General features: G+C 60.9%; 18 protein-coding genes. 6 read left to right on the top strand and 12 right to left on the bottom strand.

Annotation, left to right across the window (positions count from 1 at the left end; translation table 11 throughout):
• Positions 1-315: 315 nt before the first annotated feature.
• Complete coding sequence (locus tag ACODTD_RS14250; RefSeq protein WP_489104954.1) at positions 316-582, top strand: DUF3077 domain-containing protein; 267 nt, start codon at positions 316-318, stop codon at positions 580-582.
• Between the two features lie 58 nt (positions 583-640).
• Here the strand turns inward: ACODTD_RS14250 and ACODTD_RS14245 are convergent, their stop codons facing one another.
• Genes ACODTD_RS14245 through ACODTD_RS14235 form a run of 3 tightly spaced genes read right to left on the bottom strand, consistent with a single transcriptional unit; the run spans position 641 to position 2,244 of the window.
• Positions 641-1,351 (bottom strand): SDR family NAD(P)-dependent oxidoreductase, encoded by a 711-nt coding sequence (locus ACODTD_RS14245; protein WP_011332000.1) that lies wholly within the window; start codon positions 1,349-1,351, stop codon positions 641-643.
• Between the two features lie 33 nt (positions 1,352-1,384).
• Positions 1,385-2,029 (bottom strand): DsbA family oxidoreductase, encoded by a 645-nt coding sequence (locus tag ACODTD_RS14240; RefSeq protein ID WP_011331999.1) that lies wholly within the window; start codon positions 2,027-2,029, stop codon positions 1,385-1,387.
• Positions 2,026-2,244 (bottom strand): tautomerase family protein, encoded by a 219-nt coding sequence (locus ACODTD_RS14235; RefSeq protein ID WP_007952610.1) that lies wholly within the window; start codon positions 2,242-2,244, stop codon positions 2,026-2,028. The genes ACODTD_RS14240 and ACODTD_RS14235 overlap by 4 nt, the downstream gene beginning before the upstream one ends.
• Before the next feature lie 379 nt (positions 2,245-2,623).
• On the opposite strand from ACODTD_RS14235, the gene ACODTD_RS14230 reads away from it, so the two are divergent.
• Positions 2,624-3,550, top strand: a complete 927-nt coding sequence (locus ACODTD_RS14230) for a LysR family transcriptional regulator (RefSeq protein WP_011331998.1) — start codon at positions 2,624-2,626, stop codon at positions 3,548-3,550.
• On the opposite strand, the gene ACODTD_RS14225 is transcribed toward ACODTD_RS14230, so the two are convergent.
• From ACODTD_RS14225 to ACODTD_RS14200, 6 genes are all read right to left on the bottom strand, one after another.
• Positions 3,467-3,784, bottom strand: a complete 318-nt coding sequence (locus ACODTD_RS14225; RefSeq protein ID WP_041475112.1) for an AzlD domain-containing protein — start codon at positions 3,782-3,784, stop codon at positions 3,467-3,469. The genes ACODTD_RS14230 and ACODTD_RS14225 overlap by 84 nt on opposite strands.
• Entirely contained in the window at positions 3,763-4,479 is a 717-nt protein-coding gene (locus tag ACODTD_RS14220) for an AzlC family ABC transporter permease (RefSeq protein ID WP_011331997.1), read from the bottom strand. The genes ACODTD_RS14225 and ACODTD_RS14220 overlap by 22 nt, the downstream gene beginning before the upstream one ends.
• On the bottom strand, positions 4,476-4,853 hold the full coding sequence (locus tag ACODTD_RS14215; protein WP_007952618.1) for a GNAT family N-acetyltransferase: 378 nt from the start codon (positions 4,851-4,853) through the stop codon (positions 4,476-4,478). The genes ACODTD_RS14220 and ACODTD_RS14215 overlap by 4 nt, the downstream gene beginning before the upstream one ends.
• Positions 4,854-4,932: 79 nt before the next feature.
• Positions 4,933-5,679, bottom strand: coding sequence for a 2OG-Fe dioxygenase family protein (locus ACODTD_RS14210; RefSeq protein ID WP_011331995.1), 747 nt, complete (start codon positions 5,677-5,679; stop codon positions 4,933-4,935).
• Between the two features lie 232 nt (positions 5,680-5,911).
• Complete coding sequence (locus ACODTD_RS14205; RefSeq protein ID WP_201817906.1) at positions 5,912-7,198, bottom strand: OprD family porin; 1,287 nt, start codon at positions 7,196-7,198, stop codon at positions 5,912-5,914.
• 299 nt (positions 7,199-7,497) lie between these two features.
• Positions 7,498-8,166 (bottom strand): DsbA family protein, encoded by a 669-nt coding sequence (locus ACODTD_RS14200; RefSeq protein ID WP_489104953.1) that lies wholly within the window; start codon positions 8,164-8,166, stop codon positions 7,498-7,500.
• Positions 8,167-8,421: 255 nt separating this feature from the next.
• Between ACODTD_RS14200 and ACODTD_RS14195 the strand changes: the two genes are divergently transcribed.
• The gene (locus ACODTD_RS14195) at positions 8,422-10,512 is read left to right on the top strand and encodes a TonB-dependent receptor (RefSeq protein ID WP_041475111.1); all 2,091 of its coding nucleotides are present in this window, start codon (positions 8,422-8,424) and stop codon (positions 10,510-10,512) included.
• A gap of 65 nt (positions 10,513-10,577) precedes the next feature.
• Here the strand turns inward: ACODTD_RS14195 and ACODTD_RS14190 are convergent, their stop codons facing one another.
• The 3 genes from ACODTD_RS14190 to ACODTD_RS14180 all read right to left on the bottom strand — a co-directional run bounded on the left by ACODTD_RS14190 (position 10,578) and on the right by ACODTD_RS14180 (position 15,235).
• The gene (locus ACODTD_RS14190; RefSeq protein WP_007952633.1) at positions 10,578-10,790 is read right to left on the bottom strand and encodes a hypothetical protein; all 213 of its coding nucleotides are present in this window, start codon (positions 10,788-10,790) and stop codon (positions 10,578-10,580) included.
• Positions 10,791-11,036: 246 nt separating this feature from the next.
• Positions 11,037-12,143, bottom strand: coding sequence for an agmatine deiminase (aguA, locus tag ACODTD_RS14185; protein ID WP_007952634.1), 1,107 nt, complete (start codon positions 12,141-12,143; stop codon positions 11,037-11,039).
• Between the two features lie 179 nt (positions 12,144-12,322).
• Entirely contained in the window at positions 12,323-15,235 is a 2,913-nt protein-coding gene (locus tag ACODTD_RS14180) for an aminotransferase (protein WP_489104952.1), read from the bottom strand.
• A 179-nt stretch (positions 15,236-15,414) separates the two neighbouring features.
• On the opposite strand from ACODTD_RS14180, the gene rfbC reads away from it, so the two are divergent.
• The 3 genes from rfbC to ACODTD_RS14165 all read left to right on the top strand — a co-directional run bounded on the left by rfbC (position 15,415) and on the right by ACODTD_RS14165 (position 19,260).
• A complete protein-coding gene (rfbC, locus tag ACODTD_RS14175; protein ID WP_041475110.1) occupies positions 15,415-15,960 on the top strand; it encodes a dTDP-4-dehydrorhamnose 3,5-epimerase in 546 nt (181 codons plus the stop codon).
• A 106-nt stretch (positions 15,961-16,066) separates the two neighbouring features.
• Entirely contained in the window at positions 16,067-17,875 is a 1,809-nt protein-coding gene (locus ACODTD_RS14170; protein WP_041475488.1) for a sensor histidine kinase, read from the top strand.
• Entirely contained in the window at positions 17,872-19,260 is a 1,389-nt protein-coding gene (locus ACODTD_RS14165) for a sigma-54-dependent transcriptional regulator (RefSeq protein WP_011331986.1), read from the top strand. Before ACODTD_RS14170 ends, ACODTD_RS14165 begins: the two co-directional genes overlap by 4 nt.
• Positions 19,261-19,279: the final 19 nt, after the last annotated feature.

The raw sequence follows: 19,279 nt of genomic DNA, 5'->3' as shown, positions 1-19,279 counted from the left end.
CGTCAAACCCGTCGCTGCCAATCCAGCGACCGGGCCTGATAACCCGCGTAAGATGCAGGCGCACCAGCGCCCCAACCCACGTTTGTCGGCGCTTTTTCATGCCTGCAATTCCGTGTAATGGCGGCTGTGCGTGGGAGACCTTCGGGTCTGCCGGGTTCCTGTATCTCCGGTTTATCAGCCTGCGCATAGCTGCCACCCCATTCGCCTGATAACGAATTGGCAGCCCTCATTTGATACAGGGAGTTTCACAAATGATTAGCATCGATCCATCCAAAGTCTGCCCTTTCCACCTCCCAACAAACGGTAGGTGAAGCCATGACCAATCCCCACGATCTAAAAACCCTCGGCCTCACCCATTTTTCCTTCCAGTCCAACCACGCACTCTTTCGCACCACCCCCGGCGTCCCGGTCGTCACGGCCCTCTCCCACGCATCCCATCTGCTACACATTTCCAAACTGCTCACATCAGATACTTCTGCCGCCAACGATCCAGAACTCCACGCCTGCGCCTCGCAATATTTGCAGGAGTTGAGTAAGGCGCTGGTCGATGACGCGGTCAAAGTGCTGAGCCCCGATCCATAAGCTGTCGCCCACAAAAAAGCCCTCGCATCGCTGCAAGGGCTTTGTGTTACCGGATCAATCAGTGCCCTGCGCTCTGCCCGCCATCCACATGCAGAATCTCGCCAGTCACAAAGTTCGCGTTATCGAGGTACACCACCGCCTGCGCAATGTCGTCGATTTCGCCCATGTGTCCAACCGGATGCAGCGCGCCCAGTGCCTCATGGGTTTCTTCGCCATGCATCGGCGTTTTGATGATGCCCGGCGATACCGCGTTCACCCGTATTCCGCGTTTGGCGTATTCGATGGCCAGGGATTTGGTGGCGGCGTTGAGGCCACCCTTGGTCAGCGAAGCGAGGACCGAGGGCACGCCGTCGATGGCGTGGTCGACCAGGCTGGTGGTGATGTTGACCACGTGGCCCTTGCCCTGTTTTTCCATCTCGGCGATGGCCAGTTGGGTGATGTAGAAGAAGCCGTTGAGGTTGACCGACAGCACCGCCGCGTAGTCTTCCGGGGTGTAGGCGGTGAACGGTTTGGCGACGAAGATGCCGGCGTTGTTGACCAGGGTGTCGATGCGGCCGAAGCGTGCCACGCCTTCGCTGATCACCCGTTGAGCGGTGGCCGGGTCGCCGATGTCGCCGGCGATGGTCAGGATCTGCGGGTCGTTCGACGGCTTGATCGAGCGCGAGGTGGCGACGATGTTGTAGCCCAGTTCACGGAAGGCCTTGACCATGCCTTCGCCCAGACCTTGAGAGGCGCCAGTGATAACGACGGTTTTTTTCGAGTTGCTCATGATGAAATCCTCAATCAATAAGTAGGTGTTGAATCAGGCCGCAGCCAGTTGTTTCAGCATTTGTTCGTAGTACTCGACCGATTGCGAACCGGAAACCAGGTGCTTGCCGTTCAGGATCAGCGCGGGCACCGAGTTGATCCCGTGCTGCCGGTAGAACGCCTGCAGTTGCCGCACTTCGCTGGCGAATTCATCGTTGGCCAGCACCTTGCGGGCCCTCGCCGCATCCAGCCCCGCTTTGGTCGCCAGACGGATCAGCGTCGGGTGATCGTTGGGGTTGTCGCCGTCGCGGAAGTAAGCGCGCAGCAGGATCTTTTTCAGCGCGACCTGCCGCCCTTCCTGCGCTGCCCACATCAGCAATCGATGGGCGTCGAAGGTGTTGTGAAAGTGCGTGCGTTTCTCTAGGTCGAACTCGAAACCGATGGCCTTGCCGCGTTCGATCTGCATCTTCTTGCCGGCGGCGACGTCTTCGGCGGTGCGGCCGTATTTGCGCATCAGGTGCTGCACGGCCGGTTCACCTTCGGCGGGCATGTCCGGGTTGAGTTCGAAGGGCTTGTAGGTCAGCTCCACCGAAATCTCGCCGGCCAGATTGCCGATCGCCTGCTCCAGCGCTGTCGCCCCGAGTGCGCACCAGGGGCACACCACGTCGGAGACGAAATCGATGGTCACGGTCGGGGTCATGACTGACCCCGTTCCGCCAGCTGTCGGCGGTACTCGGTGGTAGTGATGCCGGCGTAGCCCCAGTTATCGGTGTCGACTTCTTCGATCACGATGTGGGTCAGGTCCGGGCGTTTGTTGAGGACGCGTTCCAGGGTTTCAGTGATTTCGGCGATCACCTGAGCTTTCTGCTCACGGGTAACGCCGTCGCGGGTGATGCGTACGCTGACAAATGGCATGACGACTACTCCAGTGACCTGCCCTCGGGATGATGGTCAGGTGTTGGAGCTCAATTTAGGCGTGTGCCGGGAGGGGAAAAAGTAGGGGTGGGGTACTTCATTTGTGAGGTGGTGTAATGAATAGCCTGTAAAAATCGCGCCAAAATTCCTTTGGAAAAACCCGCAGACGCACCCAAACCGTGCACTTTTTTTGACCCCAATCACCCCCACGTCACCAAAAACCCCGATCCTGTGTCAGCCTCCAGCCATCGGCGGGGACATCGATTCGCTACTAATTGCGCGACAACTATGCTCAGGTACAGGAATATAGCCGGCAAATGGCGCCGTTCCGGCTGTCACGTACACAACAATACCCAGCCCACTTCAGAGGGCATTACCCATGGATAGCAGAACCTTACGCAACCTCATGCGCATCGTGCAGACCGGCTCGTTGTCGGCCGCAGCCGAGCATTCGTGCCTGACTGTGCAGGCCTTGGCCGCACAGCTGAACAAGGTCGAAGAGCAGTTCGGTTTCCGCTTGTTTAGACGATCCAACAAGGGGCTGACGCTGACGCCGCAAGGCACCGAGCTGACGCCTTATATGGACAGAGTGCTGATTGCCACGCGGCAGATGGAAGAGAAAGTCGAAGCCTTGAAGGTGCCGGGACAGCGCACGTTGAAAGTGGCGTTGAACACCACGCTGGCGCCGGATTTCAACCGGCGATTGATCGGACGCCTGATCGAGGTGTTTCCCGACTACCAGATGGAATTCAGCTACGCCGAATCGATGGAAAACCTCAGCAAGCTGAAGAACGAGGACTTCGACCTTGCGGTGCTGATCGGTCCGCAGCGTCCGGGTCTGCCGAGCATTGTCCTGCCGGAAGTGCAGGTGCAGGTGGTCGGCGCGCACTGTGGTCAGGAGAACGATCCGCTGACCTTGCTTGGCAACAAGTTTCAGGTGCGTCCCGCAGAAGACTGTCCGTATTCCCACAGCTTTTTGCGTTTTCTCGACGCCGGGCTGGGTAATCACGAGAACAGCCAGCGGACGATCTACTCCTGCAGCGAAACGCTGACCCTGTCGCTCATCACGCAGATGGACGCCGTCGGCATGGTCTCCCGCGAGGCGGCGCAGAAAAATGGCCTGACGATTTTCCCCGGGTTCGAGGATTTCCTCGAAGTGCGCCTGGCGGTGAACAACCCGGATCTGTCCGGTCAGGCGTTGAACGACGTGGTCGATCTGCCGCTACATGAGCGAGCCGAGCGCAATGTACGCAGCCGTCCCAACCGCCACACTGAGAAAGAGGTTTTTGCTGAAATACGCACATAACAGCGTCGGAATCGCGGCATAAAATTCCGGGCGATCGAGCTGTATGTGCTGATCCTTGATCAACAAGGGTGTCAGGCTGATCGCAGCGACGATCGCCACCGGCAGGTATTCCAGCGCGCGGGCGACGAAGGGCGGCCAGTGTTCGGTGTTGACCTGCAACGGCAGGGCCCGTGGCAAAAAGGTCACGGCCATCATCAGCGCGACCACCAGAATCAGGAACGTTTGGTCAGGCATACACCCACTCCGCAGCCCACAAACGTGGCGATGAAAACGTTGAATGGCGAGCTGCCCACCAGGCTCAGTGCGCCCATGCAGACCACTGCGGCCAAGGCGGCGATGAGTTTGTTGCGGGTGTTGCATAGTGAGACCAGGACGTAGAGCATCATCGCGGTCAGCGCGTAATCGAGCTGGTATTTGATCAAGTGCGAGGCGTACTGCGCGCACAGGGCGCCGAGCAATCCGCCGATCACCCACGAGGTGTGGCAGAACAGGTTGAAGCCAATCAGATAACGGACGTTCACCGGCGCCCCGGTGCCCAGTTTGACGCTGTGGAAGGCGAACGATTCATCGGTCAGGCCGCCGGCGTAACACCAGCGTTCCATGCGACTCAGGCCCAGCGCCCGCAGGGCTTTCGCCATGTAGACCGACATCAGCATGTGCCGCGCGTTGATCAGAAACGTGGTCAGCACGATGGTGGTCAGCGACGCCCCACTGCTGATCAGCGCCAGCGCCGCAAATTGCGAAGCCCCGGCATACACGAACAGACACATCGCCACCGGCAGCCACAACGGCAGCCCGGCGTTGACGGCCATCAGCCCGAACACGAACGACACGGTGAAGTAACCGGCCACCACCGGGCTGGCTTCGGCAAAGGTGCGCGACGGCTGACGGTCGACCATCAGCGGCGCACTGCCGGATGTTTCATTCATAGGTCCCTCTCAAATGTCCGCTCGCCGTGAGGTTCGCAAAAACCCTGGGCCGTCCAGAAACGCTTGCCCGCGAGGTTAGCATCATCGACGAACAGGAACATCCGCAGCACTCCGACCCGTTTCATGTCGGCCGACGCCGCTTCCACCAGCCGCTGGCCCACGCCCTGGCTGCGATAGCGCAGGCTGACCGCCAGATGGTTGATCGTGCCACGACTGCCGAGCATGCCGCCCAGCACCGCGCCGACGATTTCGCCTTCGACATCGAAAGCAAGATACGCCGTGGTGGTTTTCTGGATCAGCACGCCGCGCAGGCATTTGGCATCCTGCCATTCACAGAACGACACCTCGTCGAACTGGCGGAAGAAGCGCTCCATGCGCTGCGCGTCCTTGGCCGTCGCACGCCGCAGCACCACCGGCGTCGAGCACTCGACGCCGTCGATTGGGGTGATCTGATTAGCGAACAATGTCGAAAGCGGTCCCGGGCCGCGAGAAGGAAATCGCCAGGATCTGCCGGTACGCCATGGCGTGAGAGTGAGTGTTGCGTGCCGGTGTCACGTAGTGACGCATGTCACGGTCGAGGAAGTAGGTGGTGTCGAGGATTTCCTGGTAAGTGGTCGACGCCAGTTGCTGCTCGTGGATGTCGTACAGACGACTCTCCGCGCCCTCGACGTTATTGCGCCCCCAGAAGTGCACGCCGCTGAACGGGTAACCGTCGCAGTGAATCCCTTCCGGAGTGATTTCCAGTTGTTTGCCGGGCTTGATCTCGATGCGGATCTGATGGATCTGGCACTGCCAGATTTCATCGTGCAGCTCTTCCGGCAACACGCTTTTGTACACTTCGAAATCGGTGTCGATCAGGCTGCGCATCACCGGCGAGCTGATGACTTCGTCCGAGAAGTCCTGGAAGTGCCGCACCACCCCGCCCACATAGCTGTTGTTGGCCTTGGACTGCACGTACGCGCGATGTTCCAGTTGCTTCAGTTCGCGAGTCTTGGGGTTGTACTCAAAGTCGCTGTAACGACGGTAACGCATGCCGGCTTCGGCCTGACCGTAGTAACTGTCAGGCTCCATGTTTTCCCAACTTTTGGTCAGTCTGACGAAGTCGGCGAAATGACCGTAGAGATTGAAGTCAGCACCCTGCACATTGGCGTACTTGTCGCGCCGTAGCGATTCGCCCACTTCTCTGGTTAAAACGATCATTACCAAATTCTCCGCTGCATTGAGCGGCCTAATCTATTAGGTGGAGAATTTGCGTCCATGAGAAAGAATTTCAGGCATTTAAAGCCCTGTTTGAAACGCGATTTGAAACGGCTTGAAAGTGCATTTCAAATGACAAAAGCACGGGTTTTTATGCTGCTTTTTCAAAAAGCGTCAAAAAAAACCCCGAACGAGTCGGGGTTTTTCTGTCGCGTTTCGCGGGTTCAACCGATCATCAGAAGATGTTGATCGGGTAATCCACGAACACACGCAGTTCGTTGCCGCTGACGTTGTATTCGCTGGATTTCTGCGAAACACGCAGGATCGAGCTACGCAGCTTGATGCTCAGGTCTTTGGCCGGGCCACTTTGCACGACGTACTTGAACTGGTTGAAGATCTCGCGCTCGGTGCCGCCTTCGCTGGTGGACGTGGTGATGTTGTCGCCACGCACGTACGCGAAGTTGTAGCTCAGACCCGGGACGCCGAACGCCGTGAAGTCCAGACCGTAACCCAGCTGCCAGCTGCGCTCGTCTTCAGCGTTGAAGTCGGACCAGTAGGAGTTGGCCAGGTAGATGGTGTTGCCACCGTCACCCACGCGACCCTGACCTTTCTGGTAACCGCCGTAGGCGTAACCCAGGTTGCTGTCGCCGGTGGAGCGCTGGTGCGCCACGGTGAACGAGTGCGGGCCGGTGGCGAAGGTCGCTGCCAGGCTCCAGATCTTGTTGTCGTCGCCGGTTACACCGTTTTCGCGGACGTAGGAGTTGTCCAGCTTGGTGCGGTAACCGTTGAAGTCCAGCGTCAGGGACTGATCCTTGTCGATCGGGAACACGTAGTTGGCGTTCACGTATTGCTTCTTCAGCACGTCTTCGACGTCGGAAGCGTACAGCGCAGCCTTGAACTGTTCGGTGAACTGGTAGCTACCGCCCAACACGTTGATCGATTTCAGACCACCGCTGTCACGGCCTTCAGCGCTCTTGCGCGATTCGGCGGTGAAACGACCGGCATCCAGTTGCAGACCTTTGATCTCTTTGGAAGTGATCAAGGTACCGGTATAGCTTTCCGGCAGCAGACGCACGTTGTCGTAGCTCAGCACCGGCAGGGCCGGCATCTGGTCGCCGTAGGTCAGTACGGTGTTGGAGATACGGAATTTGACCGCTGCACCGCCCTTTGACAGATCGTCGGCCGCGTTACCGCTGTCACCGCGCTTGAAGAAGTCGATACCGCCCGCACCGCTGCGGCCCTTGCCGCCGTCCAGACGCAGCGCGTACAGACCGAAGGCATCCACACCGACACCGACGGTGCCTTGAGTGAAACCGGACGAGAACGTACCGATGGCCGCTTGGCCCCATTCGGCTTTGTCCTGGTTGCCATCTTTGTAGTCACGATTGATGTAGGCATTGCGCAGCAGCACTTTGAGACTGCTGTCTTCAACAAAACCCTTGGACTCGGCCTGGTCGTTAGCCATGGCCGAAGTGGCACTCAACATCCCCAGTGCGATCAAACTGATTCGCTTGTTCAACATTTTGTTTTCCTTATTACGGGTTGAAACGCGCTGTGTCGAACGGCTGAAACGGCGCTTATTGCACTCTTTTATTCACCCCGAAACAAAAAGACCCGCTCAAGACAATGTCATGGCGGGCCTGCTCCTAATTTTGAGTCATGGCGGTTAGCCACAGGCGTTGGGCCGAATCGTAGCCGCGCCCTCAACAATGTGTCAATTTCAAGAATCGTCTTTAAATAGGCGAAAAACGTCTAAAAAAAGTAAATTTTGCGATGGCTTCGTGCACGGAATTGCCCGCAGTCAGGGATTTTGATGCTGGATTACGCGCAACCATCGAGGCCACAGACCGGCAGGGTTTCAGTCCCTGGCGCAGGCGTAAACGACTCGCTCAACCATTGGGCGAAGGCTTCTGGTTTGCCGAGCCACGGCCCGATATCAACCAGCGTGAATCGTCCGTCCTGTTCCAGCGCAAAAGTTGGAAAACCCTGCCCACCCAGTTTTGCCAACAGGGCACGGCTGTTCTTTATATGTTGTTCGGTGTCGACGGACTGCAAGGCATTCACGAACATATCGGCGTTGTAGCCCTGCTCTACTGCATATTCCACAAGCACACTTTCATCGGCAATTCGCCGCCCTTCCACATAGTGCGCAGTCTGCAAACGGCCAAGCAGTTCCAGGCCACGACCGTCGATTTTTTCCGCTGCCATCACAGCGGCAATCGGAGGTGCCGAATCAAACAACGCCGATTGATCACGCAAAAGACCTTCGAAATAAGCTTCGCCGAATGGCTGACCGGTGTATTCAGCGATGCGCCGGTCATGAGGCATCACGTAATTGCGCAGTTGCGGCGAAACGCTCTGGCGGTTGGCACCGGTCATCATGCCGCCGGCGTGGGCGATTACCGGCAGCACTTGTTGCGCGGCCTGCACCAGTGGTTTGGCGCCATAGCACCAGCCGCACAGCGGGTCGTAGATGTAATGAAGGGTCATCGGAAAACTCCGGCAAGAAGGTGAGAAAAATAATGTCGGCACATTAGTCCCTCGGTCGTTGCGGAAAAACGCCGGAATGGCTTTCAGTCTGTTTCGGCAATCGGTCAAATGCAGTCGTTGTCAGCTCCGACACAAACATGAAATGAATTGACACAATCAAACCACGGAACCTTTCAGGAATAATTAACGGAAGTAAATGCAAAGCATTACCATTCGCGCGCTCGATTTTTTCCACCCTTTCGGATGCGCTTTTCAATGCCTGCCCCGTTCCGTCTCACGCCCGTCACCCTTGGGCTTTCTGCCTTCTTGTCCTCCGGTTTCGCTTACTCCGCGACCGAGCTTCCCGCCACTTCGATCAGTGCCGAAGCGCAGGCCGACGACCCGCGCGTGAAGGTCAGCAACACTGCGACCCGTACCTCAACCCCTGTCCGTTACGTGCCGCAGGCGATCGACTCGATCAAGACCGCCAACTTCGCCAACTACGGCACCAATGACCTGGGCGACGCCTTGAGCGGCATGCCCAACGTCAGCAGCGGCGGCGACACGCGCTTCGACAGCCTGCGCATCCGCGGCTTCGATGCCAGCAACGACTTCTATCTGGACGGCATCCGCGACGACAGCCAGTACAAGCGCGACCTGCACAATATCGAACGCGTCGAAGTGCTCAAGGGCCCGGCCGCTGTGCTGTATGGCCGTGGCAGCCAGGGCGGGATCGTCAACCGCGTGAGCAAGGCACCCGAGTTCGGCCGTCGCTCGACCATCGAGGCCCAGGGTGGCAGCGAAGACCTGCGCAGCCTGTACGCCGACCTCAGCACCGACCCGAGCGACAACATCAGCCTGCGCCTGAACATGGGCAACATGGACGAGAACAGCTTCCGCGACGGCGTCAGCGGCAATCGCCAACTGTTCGCACCGTCGATGAGCTGGCAGCTCACCCCTGACCTGAACTGGCTGGTGCAATACGAATACAGCCGCTACAACCGCACGCCCGATCGCGGCATTCCCGGGGTCGGTGGGCGCCCTGCCGACGTCGGCCGGGACACCACCTACGGCAACGATCACGATTTCATCGACGACAAGACGCAGTCCCTGCGCTCGAAGCTGAGCTATGAAATCAACGACAACTGGCAGCTGCGCCACACGCTCGGTGTGTTCAAGCTCGACAGCGATTTCGACAACACCTACCTCACCGGCTACACCCCGACGACGAAGAAGGTCACTCGCCAGCACTGGCAACAGGACCTGACCACCCGCAACGTGTTCAACAACGTTGAGCTGGAAGGCGGATTCGAAACCTTCGGCCTCGAGCACCGCCTGCTGACCGGCCTCGAAACCGGCAGTCAGCGCCGCGACCCGACGCTGTACAACGCGGCCACTTCCGGGCGCGGCAGTTCCGCCGTTCCGTCGCTGGATCTGTACACCCCCAACCGCGACCTGCGCCACACCGGGCGCATGCAAGTGTCGAGCAGCAGCCACACCGAAGTCGAAAGCCGCGCGGTCTACGTTCAGGATCAACTGCGCCTGAACGATCAATGGCAACTGCTGGCCGGTCTGCGCTACGACACTTTTGATATCGAGTCGACCAACAAGCTGCGCAACATCTCCGAAGACCGTGACAGCCACAGCACCAGCCCACGTTTCGGCGTGGTCTGGACGCCGCTGCAGAACCACTCGTTCTACGCTTCGTGGACCAAGACCTTCTCGCCGGTCGGTGGCGGCCTGATCGGTATCACCCCGGGTGCGGCCGGCAACACCAACGACCTGAGCCCGGAACTGACCAAGCAGAAGGAAATCGGCGTCAAGAGCGACTGGCTCGACGATCGCCTGAGCACCACCCTGGCGATCTACGAGCTGGAACTCTACAACCGCCGCACCACCGATCCGAACGACCCGACCCTGACCGTGCTCAGCGGCCTGCAACGCTCGCGCGGGATCGAGCTGACCGGTACCGGCAAGATCGTCGGCAACTGGTACCTGCGCGGTGGTGTCGGCGTGCAGGACGCGACCATCGAGAAGGACAACAACGGCCTGGAAGGCAAACGCGTGAACAACGTGGCCAAGCGCAACGGCAGCCTGTTCCTGACCTGGAAACCGGAAATGGGCTGGTACGCCGAAACCGGCCTGACCCTGGTCGGCCAGCGTTATGCCGACAACGCCAACACCACCGTACTGCCGGGCTATGGCCGGTGGGACGCGCTGGTCGGCTACCGCCACAAGGACTGGGATTTGCGTGGTGCCCTGAACAACATCACCGACCGCGAGTATTACTCGTCGGCCACCAGCGCGTTCCAGATCCAGCCGGGTGCACCGCGCAGCCTGGTCGTCACCGGCACCTACAGCTTCTGATATCGCGCCCATAAAAAAAGCGCTGCCATCCCGGCAGCGCTTTTTACAATCCTTGTTTGTTCTTCTTATCCTTCCATCACATCCCAGAGTGCTTCCAGTTCGGCCTCGCTGAACAGGCCAGCGGGGTAACGCTCGATCATCATCCGGCGCGGATCAGGTTCCCTGATCTGACGCGTTCCATTGGATTTCAACCAGTGTGCGACAATCTGGAGCGACTCACTATTTACAGCCATGGGATGCAATGTCCGCTCGCTGATTACGTTCACTTCGGCGTTCATTTCAGCGCTCTCTCCCCGTTCGTGAGCGGCTACGTTATCCAAGGTTTATGACAGAACTGTTGAAGTTCTCCCCCCCTCCCTAGTGCGCCATGAGCGATACAAGAGCTATGCCAACGTAACGAAATTGTCGACCAGCGGACATAAAGAAACCCGCAGTCCTGACGGGCTGCGGGTTTCTCTTCAAGCGTGGGCAACGAATGACTGACAGGTCGATTTTTCAATCAACTCAAGCTGTTACATCCGCACTCACTCTTTGTGCGGCGCGGGTTGCTGTTGGGTAAGGCAGTGAATGTTGCCGCCGCCCAGTAACAGTTCGCGGCCCGGCACCATCACCACTTCGTGTTGCGGGAACAGGTTCTGCAGGATCTCCCGCGCTGGCGCGTCCATCGGATCGTCGAAGCTCGGCGCGATGATGCCGCCGTTGACGATCAGGAAGTTCACGTAGGAACCGGCCAGACGCACGCTTGGGTTGCGCTCCTGAGTGCCGTCCACCGGGTCCACGCCCGCGCACTCTTCTTCGGTGGCGAACAGCGGCCCCGGAATCGGCATCTTGTGCACCGTGAACGGGCGACCCTTGGCGTCAGTGCTGCTTTCCAGCACTTTCATCGCGGCCTGGCAACGCGGGTAGTTCGGATCCTGCGGATCGTCGGTCCAGGCCAGCAGCACTTCGCCCGGACGCACGTAGCAGCAGAAGTTATCCACATGGCCGTCGGTTTCGTCGTTGAACAGGCCATCCGGCAGCCAGATGATCTTGTCCACCGACAGGTTTTCGCTGAGCACCGCTTCGATTTCTTCGCGGCCCAGGTGCGGGTTGCGATTGCGGTTGAGCAGGCATTCTTCAGTGGTGATCAGGGTGCCTTCGCCGTCGACGTGAATCGAGCCGCCTTCGAGCACGAAGCCTTCGGTGCGATAACGCGGGCTGCGCTCGATTTCGAGGATCTTGCCGCCGACCTGGGAATCGCGATTCCACGGCGAATACAGGCCGCCATCAAAACCGCCCCAGGCGTTGAAGTCCCAGTTCACACCGCGCACTTCGCCGCTGTTGTTGATCACAAACGTCGGGCCGCTATCGCGAACCCAGGCGTCATCGCTGGACATCTCCACCACGCGGATATTCGGCACGTCGAGGCGAGCGCGGGCGTTTTCGTACTGGCCGGCAGAGACCGCCACGGTGACCGGTTCGAAACGCGCGATGGCTTTGGCCACTGCCGCGTGGGCGGCCTGCGCCGGTTTGCCGCCGAGACGCCAGTTGTCCGGACGCTCGGGCCAGATCATCCAGGTCTGGGTTTGCGGTGCCCATTCGGCCGGCATGTAGAAGCCATCGGCGCGTGGTGTGCTTTTCAATGTGGTCATGTCGATCAGGACTCCAGGGAACCGTCGAGGTTGTTCAACGCGCCGTACAGGGTTGGACGACGGACTATGGCGACTTTATAAACGATAAATATCGGCTTTAGAAGCCATAAAGAAAAAACAATCTCAATTTAACGCGGCAAATACCGATACAAATCGGCATTTGCCGATTCCGGATCGCCTCAGAGCCCTTCTTCCAGCACCTTCGCCAGCATGTCGACAAAGAAATCCACGCTCTGACGCGAGGTGACCATCGGCGGTTTGATCTTCAGGACGTTCAGGTAATCACCGGTCGGCTGCATGAAAATTCCCAGCGCCCGCAAGCGATCACACAACAGCGTGGTTTCCTCGGTTGCAGGTTCCAGGGTTTCCCGATTGCGGATCAGCTCGACCCCCAGATAGAACCCGGAACCGTGCACCGCGCCAACCAGCGGATATTGATCGATCAGCGCCTCCAGCCGGGCCTTGAAATGAGCGCCGACCACCTGGGCGTTTTCCCAGAGCTTTTCTTCTTCCATGACATCGAGCACCGCCATGCCGATCTGGCAGCTCACCGGACTGCCGCCGGCGGACGAGAAGAAATAGCCCTCGGCCTCCAGCGCCTCGGCGATTTCCCGGCGGGTGATCACCGCGCCCAGCGGCTGGCCGTTGCCCATGCCCTTGGCCATGGTGATGATGTCCGGGACCACGCCTTGCTCTTCAAAGCCCCAGAAGAAGTGGCCCATGCGCCCGTAACCGACCTGCACCTCATCGGCGATGCACACGCCGCCACGGGCGCGCACCATTTCATAGACTTTTTTCAGGTAACCCGGCGGCAGCGAGATCCCGCCCGCGTTGCCGTAGACCGGCTCGCAGATAAACCCGGCGAGCTGGCGTTTCTGCTCATCGAGCTTCGCCAGATGTTGCTCGACGCTGCGCACGTAATCCGGCGCCGAATCCGGGCCGCGAAATTCGCCGCGATAGGTGTTGGGAGCCGTCACCGCGTGCACCCAGTCCGGGCGACTGCTCAGGGCTTTCGGGTTATCGGCAATCGAGGTCGAGACCGCGTCCGCGCCGACCGTCCAGCCGTGATAGGCCTCCAGCACGCTGATCATGTCGCGACCACCGCTGGCGGCCCACGCCAGGCGGATCGCCAGGTCATTGGCCTCGCTGCCGCTATTGACCAGGAACACCCGATCCATGCCCTCCGGCGCCAGTTTCAGCAAGCGCTCGGAGAACTCGGCGACGGCCGCGTAGTTGAATCGCGAGTTGGTGTTGAGCAGCGACCACTGCCGGCTCGCCACCGCCGCCATGCGCGGATGACCGTGACCGAGCACCGCGACGTTGTTGAGCATGTCGAGGTAGGAGCGGCCCTGCATGTCGATCAGGTGATTGCGCCAGCCGCGCTCGATGCGCGGCGGGTCGACGTAATAGTGCTTCTGGGTACGGGCGAAACTGGCGTCGCGGCGCGCCAGCAGGGTTGTCGCGTCCAGCTCGGGTTCGGCGTCGCAGGCCAGGCCCAGCAGCGCGGCCGGTGACGGGGACAAGGCCTGCCATGCCGCCGCGCGGGTTGGCGTGCAGAACCGCGGTGCTTCAAGCTGTGCGCCACGAATCAATTGCACGATCAACGGACCGTCCACCGAACCCAGCACCTGGCCTTTGACCAGCGCTGCGCCGCCGTGCAACGAAGGTTTCACGCCCAGCAAGCGCAGGCTCAGTTGCGGGCCGTCGAGTCGCAGCGCGCCGTCGGCCGACAGGTGAAGCACGCCAGCAAACGGCGCTTCCACCGCCGAACCTTTGGGCACATGCAATTCGACGTGCAGCGGGAATGTCTCTGGCTCATCGGCGCTGTCAGGCCGGGTGCGCGACAACCGGTATTGCCCGTATCGACTGGCCGCCAGACCATGGATGACAGCGGCCTCGCTCAACAGGCGCTGATCGATGCCTGGCTGCTCCCAGTTGCCCGCCTCGAAGTGTGCGCTCAACACCCCCAGATCGATCAACGCGAATTCGCGCCCGACCAGATCGGGCAACAACGGCGCAAAACCTTCACTGTCGATGGCCGGCAATGCCTGGCCGACCGCCGTGAGAATCGCCGCCTCCATCAATGCCAGCGGCACCGAGGTGGCGACCCGGAAGATCTCCCATTCATGGGTCAGGTTGTCGCGGCTGTAGGTATTGCCCGGATCGATGCTGACCTGTTGCTCGCCACTGAGCACCAGCACCGCCGCCCGTGCCACGATCAGCGGCCACAGCGCCAGCAGTTCTTCGTGTTGCAGCGGATTGATCGCGTGATAGGCCTGCACGGCCGGCAGGATCACGAACGGATCGCCGGCGGCGTGATGCAGCAGTGCGGCGCAGGTGACCGACAGATCGGTGATGCGCCAGGTGCGCACCAGATCGCCGAAATCGATGACGCCCTGCAACCGCCAGTGCCGCCGGGCGTCACGCTGCCAGACCACGTTGTCGTCGGTAATGTCCATGTGGATCGCCTGCACCGGCAGCTTTTCCACCAGCGGCTGCAAACGAAGTCTGGCCTGCTCGGCAACCTCGGCGATCAGCGTGCGCTGGCGTTCGTCTTCGATCACCGGCAGCAGGTGCTCGATCAGTGCGCTGGCGTGGCGCGCGTCCCATTGCAACGTGCGCTCGAGCCCCGGATGGTCGAAACCGACGAGGGCCAGATCCATTTCGCCGCAAAGCCGGCCGAAGCCGGCGACGACTTCGTGGCCAAGGTGATCGAGGGCCGTCAGTGGTTGTCCGTCGATGTAATCGAGCAGTCGCACATGCACCGATTCTCCACCGACGTCCAGGGTCAGCAGGTCAGCGCCGTTAGTGGCCGCCATCACCCGAGGAACCTTAACGGCACCCTTCTCGGCCAGATATTTCAGGCCCGCATGCTGGGCTTGCAACTCGACCAGCGAATAGTCGCCCCGGCAGATCTTCAGCACGAACCGCCCACGGTCGCTGTCGACCCGATAATTGAGATCCTGTTGGCTGCCCAGGGCCTGCAACGTGCCGTTCAAGCCGTAATGCTGCGCCAGCAAATGCCGGGCCTGCTCCACCGATACCTGCGGGCTGGGCAAACTGGCGCGATGAATCAACGTGGCGAACGACATGGAACGACCCCTGAAATTTTATTAGGCGCCTATATCGCCATTGCTTCGGGCGATAAGCAACCCCCGACCATCCGTCCCCCGACACGCTGCGAGACCGGCGGATTTGCAAGCGCCCCTCGCACCTGTCGACGCTTTGCGCAAGAATGTCGGCCATTCACACCTGCCACTGGAAAATCTACATGAATGTAATCACCACCGACCTGCCTGGTGTCTTGATCATCGAACCCAAGGTATTTGGTGACGAACGCGGGTTCTTTTACGAAAGCTTCAATGCGAAAGCCTTTCAGGACGCGACCGGCCTGGACACGCAATTTGTCCAGGACAACCATTCGCGCTCGCAGAAAGGCGTTCTGCGCGGGCTGCATTACCAGTTGGAAAATACCCAGGGCAAACTGGTCCGCGTTACCGCCGGCGAAGTCCTCGACGTCGCCGTGGATATCCGTCGCAGCTCGCCGCATTTCGGCAAGTGGGTGGCCGTGCGTCTGTCCGCCGACAACCACCGTCAATTGTGGGTTCCGGAAGGTTTCGCCCACGGTTTCGTGGTGCTGAGCGAGTTCGCCGAATTCCTCTACAAGACCACCGACTACTACAACCCGTCTTCCGAGCGCAGCATTCGTTGGGACGACCCGGATCTGGGCATCGACTGGCAGCTGGATGAAGCGCCGAAACTGTCGGCCAAGGACCAGGCGGCGGCACTGCTCAAGGACGCCGACGTCTTTTCCTGAAGTCCTGTGTGAATCTTCAGCGCCGCTGCGGACCCGGCCACGGGTGCGCAGACTGCGCCGGCAAGCCTAGGCATAATGCGCCTGTACCCACAGGCGCTCGATGCTCATGACTCCGACCCTACCCCGCCGCCCCCGATGGCGCAGTCTTGCCCTGCTGGCCCTGTGCCTGGCACCGCTGCTGTGGCCGCTGGAACATCTGGCCGAGCGCTATTACCGCAGCGAACTGGCCGGCCAGAACCGTCAGACCCTCGACCTCTACGTCGCCAACCTGCTGGGCACGCTGCATCGCTATGAAGTGCTGCCGCAAATCCTCGGCGACCTGCCGGCCCTGCGCGCAGTGCTCGGGGCGCCGGATGACGGCGTGACCCAGGGCAACGCCAACCGCCTGTTGAAGAACATCGCTGCGCAGACCGGCGCCGAAGTCATGTACCTGATGGACACCAGCGGCCAGACGCTCGCGGCGTCGAACTGGGACAAGCACGACAGTTTCGTCGGGCGCAATTTCTCGTTCCGGCCGTACTTCAGCGAGGCCATGGCCGGCCGCCTCGGGCGCTTCTTCGGTCTGGGCACCACTTCCGCCAAACGCGGCTATTTCTTCGCCGCAGCGGTGCGCAACGGCGAAAAAATCATCGGTGTACTGGTGATCAAGGTAGATCTGGACCACACCGAAAGCCTGTGGGGCAAAACCCCGGAACAACTGCTGGTGACCGACCACAACGGTGTCGTCATCCTCACCTCGCGCCCGGAATGGCGCTTTCGCGCGACCCGCACCCTCAGTGATGCCGAGCGCTCGGCAATCACCGCGATCCAGCCCTACCCGACCCGCGAGCCACGCCCCCTGAACCTGAGCCCGACCGCGTGGCTGCCACAGACCCAGGACATCGCGGAAACCGGCTGGAGCGTCAGCATTCTGGCCCCGCGCACGTTGATCGACCGACCGGTGCGTACCGTGGTGGCGATCGGCGGCGCCACCTTGCTGGTAGTCATGTTGTTGCTGGGCCTGATGATGCAGCGTCGTCGTCATTACCTGGAACGGATCGCCTTCGAAGCCAAGGCCCGCCGGGAACTCGAAGGCCGGGTTGCCGAGCGCACCAGTGATCTCGAAGGCCTCAACCGCCGCCTGAAACAGGAAGTGCTCGAACGCGAACAGGCCCAGCAGGAACTGGTGCGGGCCCAGGACGATCTGGTGCAGGCCGGCAAGCTGTCGGCGCTGGGGACGATGTCGGCGAGCATCAGCCACGAACTCAACCAGCCGCTGGCGGCGATCCGCAGCTACGCCGAGAACGCCGAAGTGCTGCTCGACCACGAACGCACCGAAGACGCACGAGGCAACCTCAAACTGATCAGCGAGCTGACCGGGCGCATGGCCTCGATCATCGCCCACCTGCGCGCCTTCGCCCGCCGCGACCGCCACGCCCCGGAAAGCGTCGCCCTGCAACCCGCGCTGGACGACGCACTTGCCTTGCTGGCCAAACGTCGCCGGAGCATGGATGTCGAGCTGATCCGCGACCTGCCCGCCGCCACCCTGTGGGTCGAGGCCGGGGAAACCCGACTGCGCCAGGTGCTGGGCAACCTGCTGGCCAACGCCCTCGACGCCCTGACCGAAAAAGGCCCGCCGCGCAAATTGTGGCTGAGTGCCGAATCCACCGACGAAGGCGTCAACCTGTACATTCGCGACAATGGCCCGGGTTTCTGCATGGAAGCCCTGGGCCGTGCCAGCGAACCGTTTTACACGACCAAGACCCGCACTCAGGGCCTGGGTTTAGGGTTGGCCATTTGCGAAACCCTGATGCGCGCCTTCGGTGGTGAACTGTCGTTCGCCAACCACAAGCAAGGTGGCGCCTTGATCACCCTGCGGCTGCGCGCCGGCGCGCCCGGGGTCAGCCTGCAACCGTCCGAGGATCGAAGCGCATGACCATCGACAACCGCATCCAGGTGGTGCTGATCGACGACGATCCGCACCTGCGTCAGGCCCTCGGCCAGACCCTGGATCTGGCCGGCCTGAAAATTCTTCCGCTGTCCGAAGCCAAGGGCTTGGCCGCGCAACTGGAGCGTGACTGGCCGGGCGTCGTGGTCAGCGACATCCGCATGCCCGGCATGGATGGCCTGGAGCTGCTGAGCGAACTGCACGCCCAGGACCCGGAACTGCCCGTGCTGCTGATCACTGGCCACGGCGACGTGCCACTGGCCGTGCAGGCCATGCGCGCCGGTGCCTATGATTTTCTGGAAAAACCCTTCGCCAGCGACGCCCTGCTCGACAGCGTGCGCCGCGCCCTGGCCCTGCGGCGTCTGGTGCTGGACAACCGCAGCCTGCGCATGGCCCTAAGCGATCGCAACGAGTTGAGCGCGCGGCTGGTCGGTCAATCCGCGCCGATGTTGCGCCTGCGCGAGCAGATCGGCGCACTGGCGGCGACCAAGGCCGATGTCTTGATCCTCGGCGAAACCGGCGCGGGTAAAGAAGTTGTCGCCCGCGCCCTGCACGATCTGTCGAGCCGGCGTAATGGCCCGTTCGTGGCAATCAATGCCGGTGCGCTGGCCGAGTCGGTGGTCGAAAGCGAACTGTTCGGCCATGAACCCGGCGCCTTCACCGGCGCGCAAAAGCGCCGGATCGGCAAGTTCGAATTCGCCAATGGCGGCACGCTGTTCCTCGACGAAATCGAGAGCATGAGCATGGACGTGCAGGTCAAACTGCTGCGCATGCTGCAGGAGCGCGTGGTCGAACGACTGGGCGGCAATCAGTTGATCCCGCTGGACATCCGCGTCATCGCCGCCACCAAGGAAGACCTGCGCCAGGCCGCCGATCAGGGGCGATTCCGGGCGGACTTGTATTACCGCCTCAACGTGGCGCCGCTGCGCATTCCACCACTGCGTGAACGGGGCGAAGACGCGTTGATGCTGTTCCAGCATTACGCCGACGAAGCCAGCGCCCGCCATGGTCTGCCAGCGCATGAACTGCAACCGGCCCAACGGGCGCTGCTGCTGCGCCATTCATGGCCGGGCAACGTGCGGGAATTGCAGAACGCAGCGGAGCGTTTTGCCCTCGGCCTGGAGCTGGCGCTGGACAACACACAGCCCGATGGCAGCCCCGGCACCAGCGTCGAAATCACGGCGGGAGGGCTCAGCGAACAAGTGGAAAACTTCGAGAAATCCCTGATCGCCGCCGAACTGGCCCGCTCTCACGGTTCCGTGCGGAGTCTCGCCGAGGCCCTGGGCATTCCGCGCAAGACCCTGCACGACAAACTGCGCAAGCACGGTCTGAATTTCGCTGGCAGCGGCGGCCATTCCGACGAATCCGAATGAAGCGCGCTCAATTCACTTT

The organism is Pseudomonas sp. FG35 (genome assembly GCF_057809295.1).
This window is presented reverse-complemented; position numbering and strand designations above follow the sequence as displayed.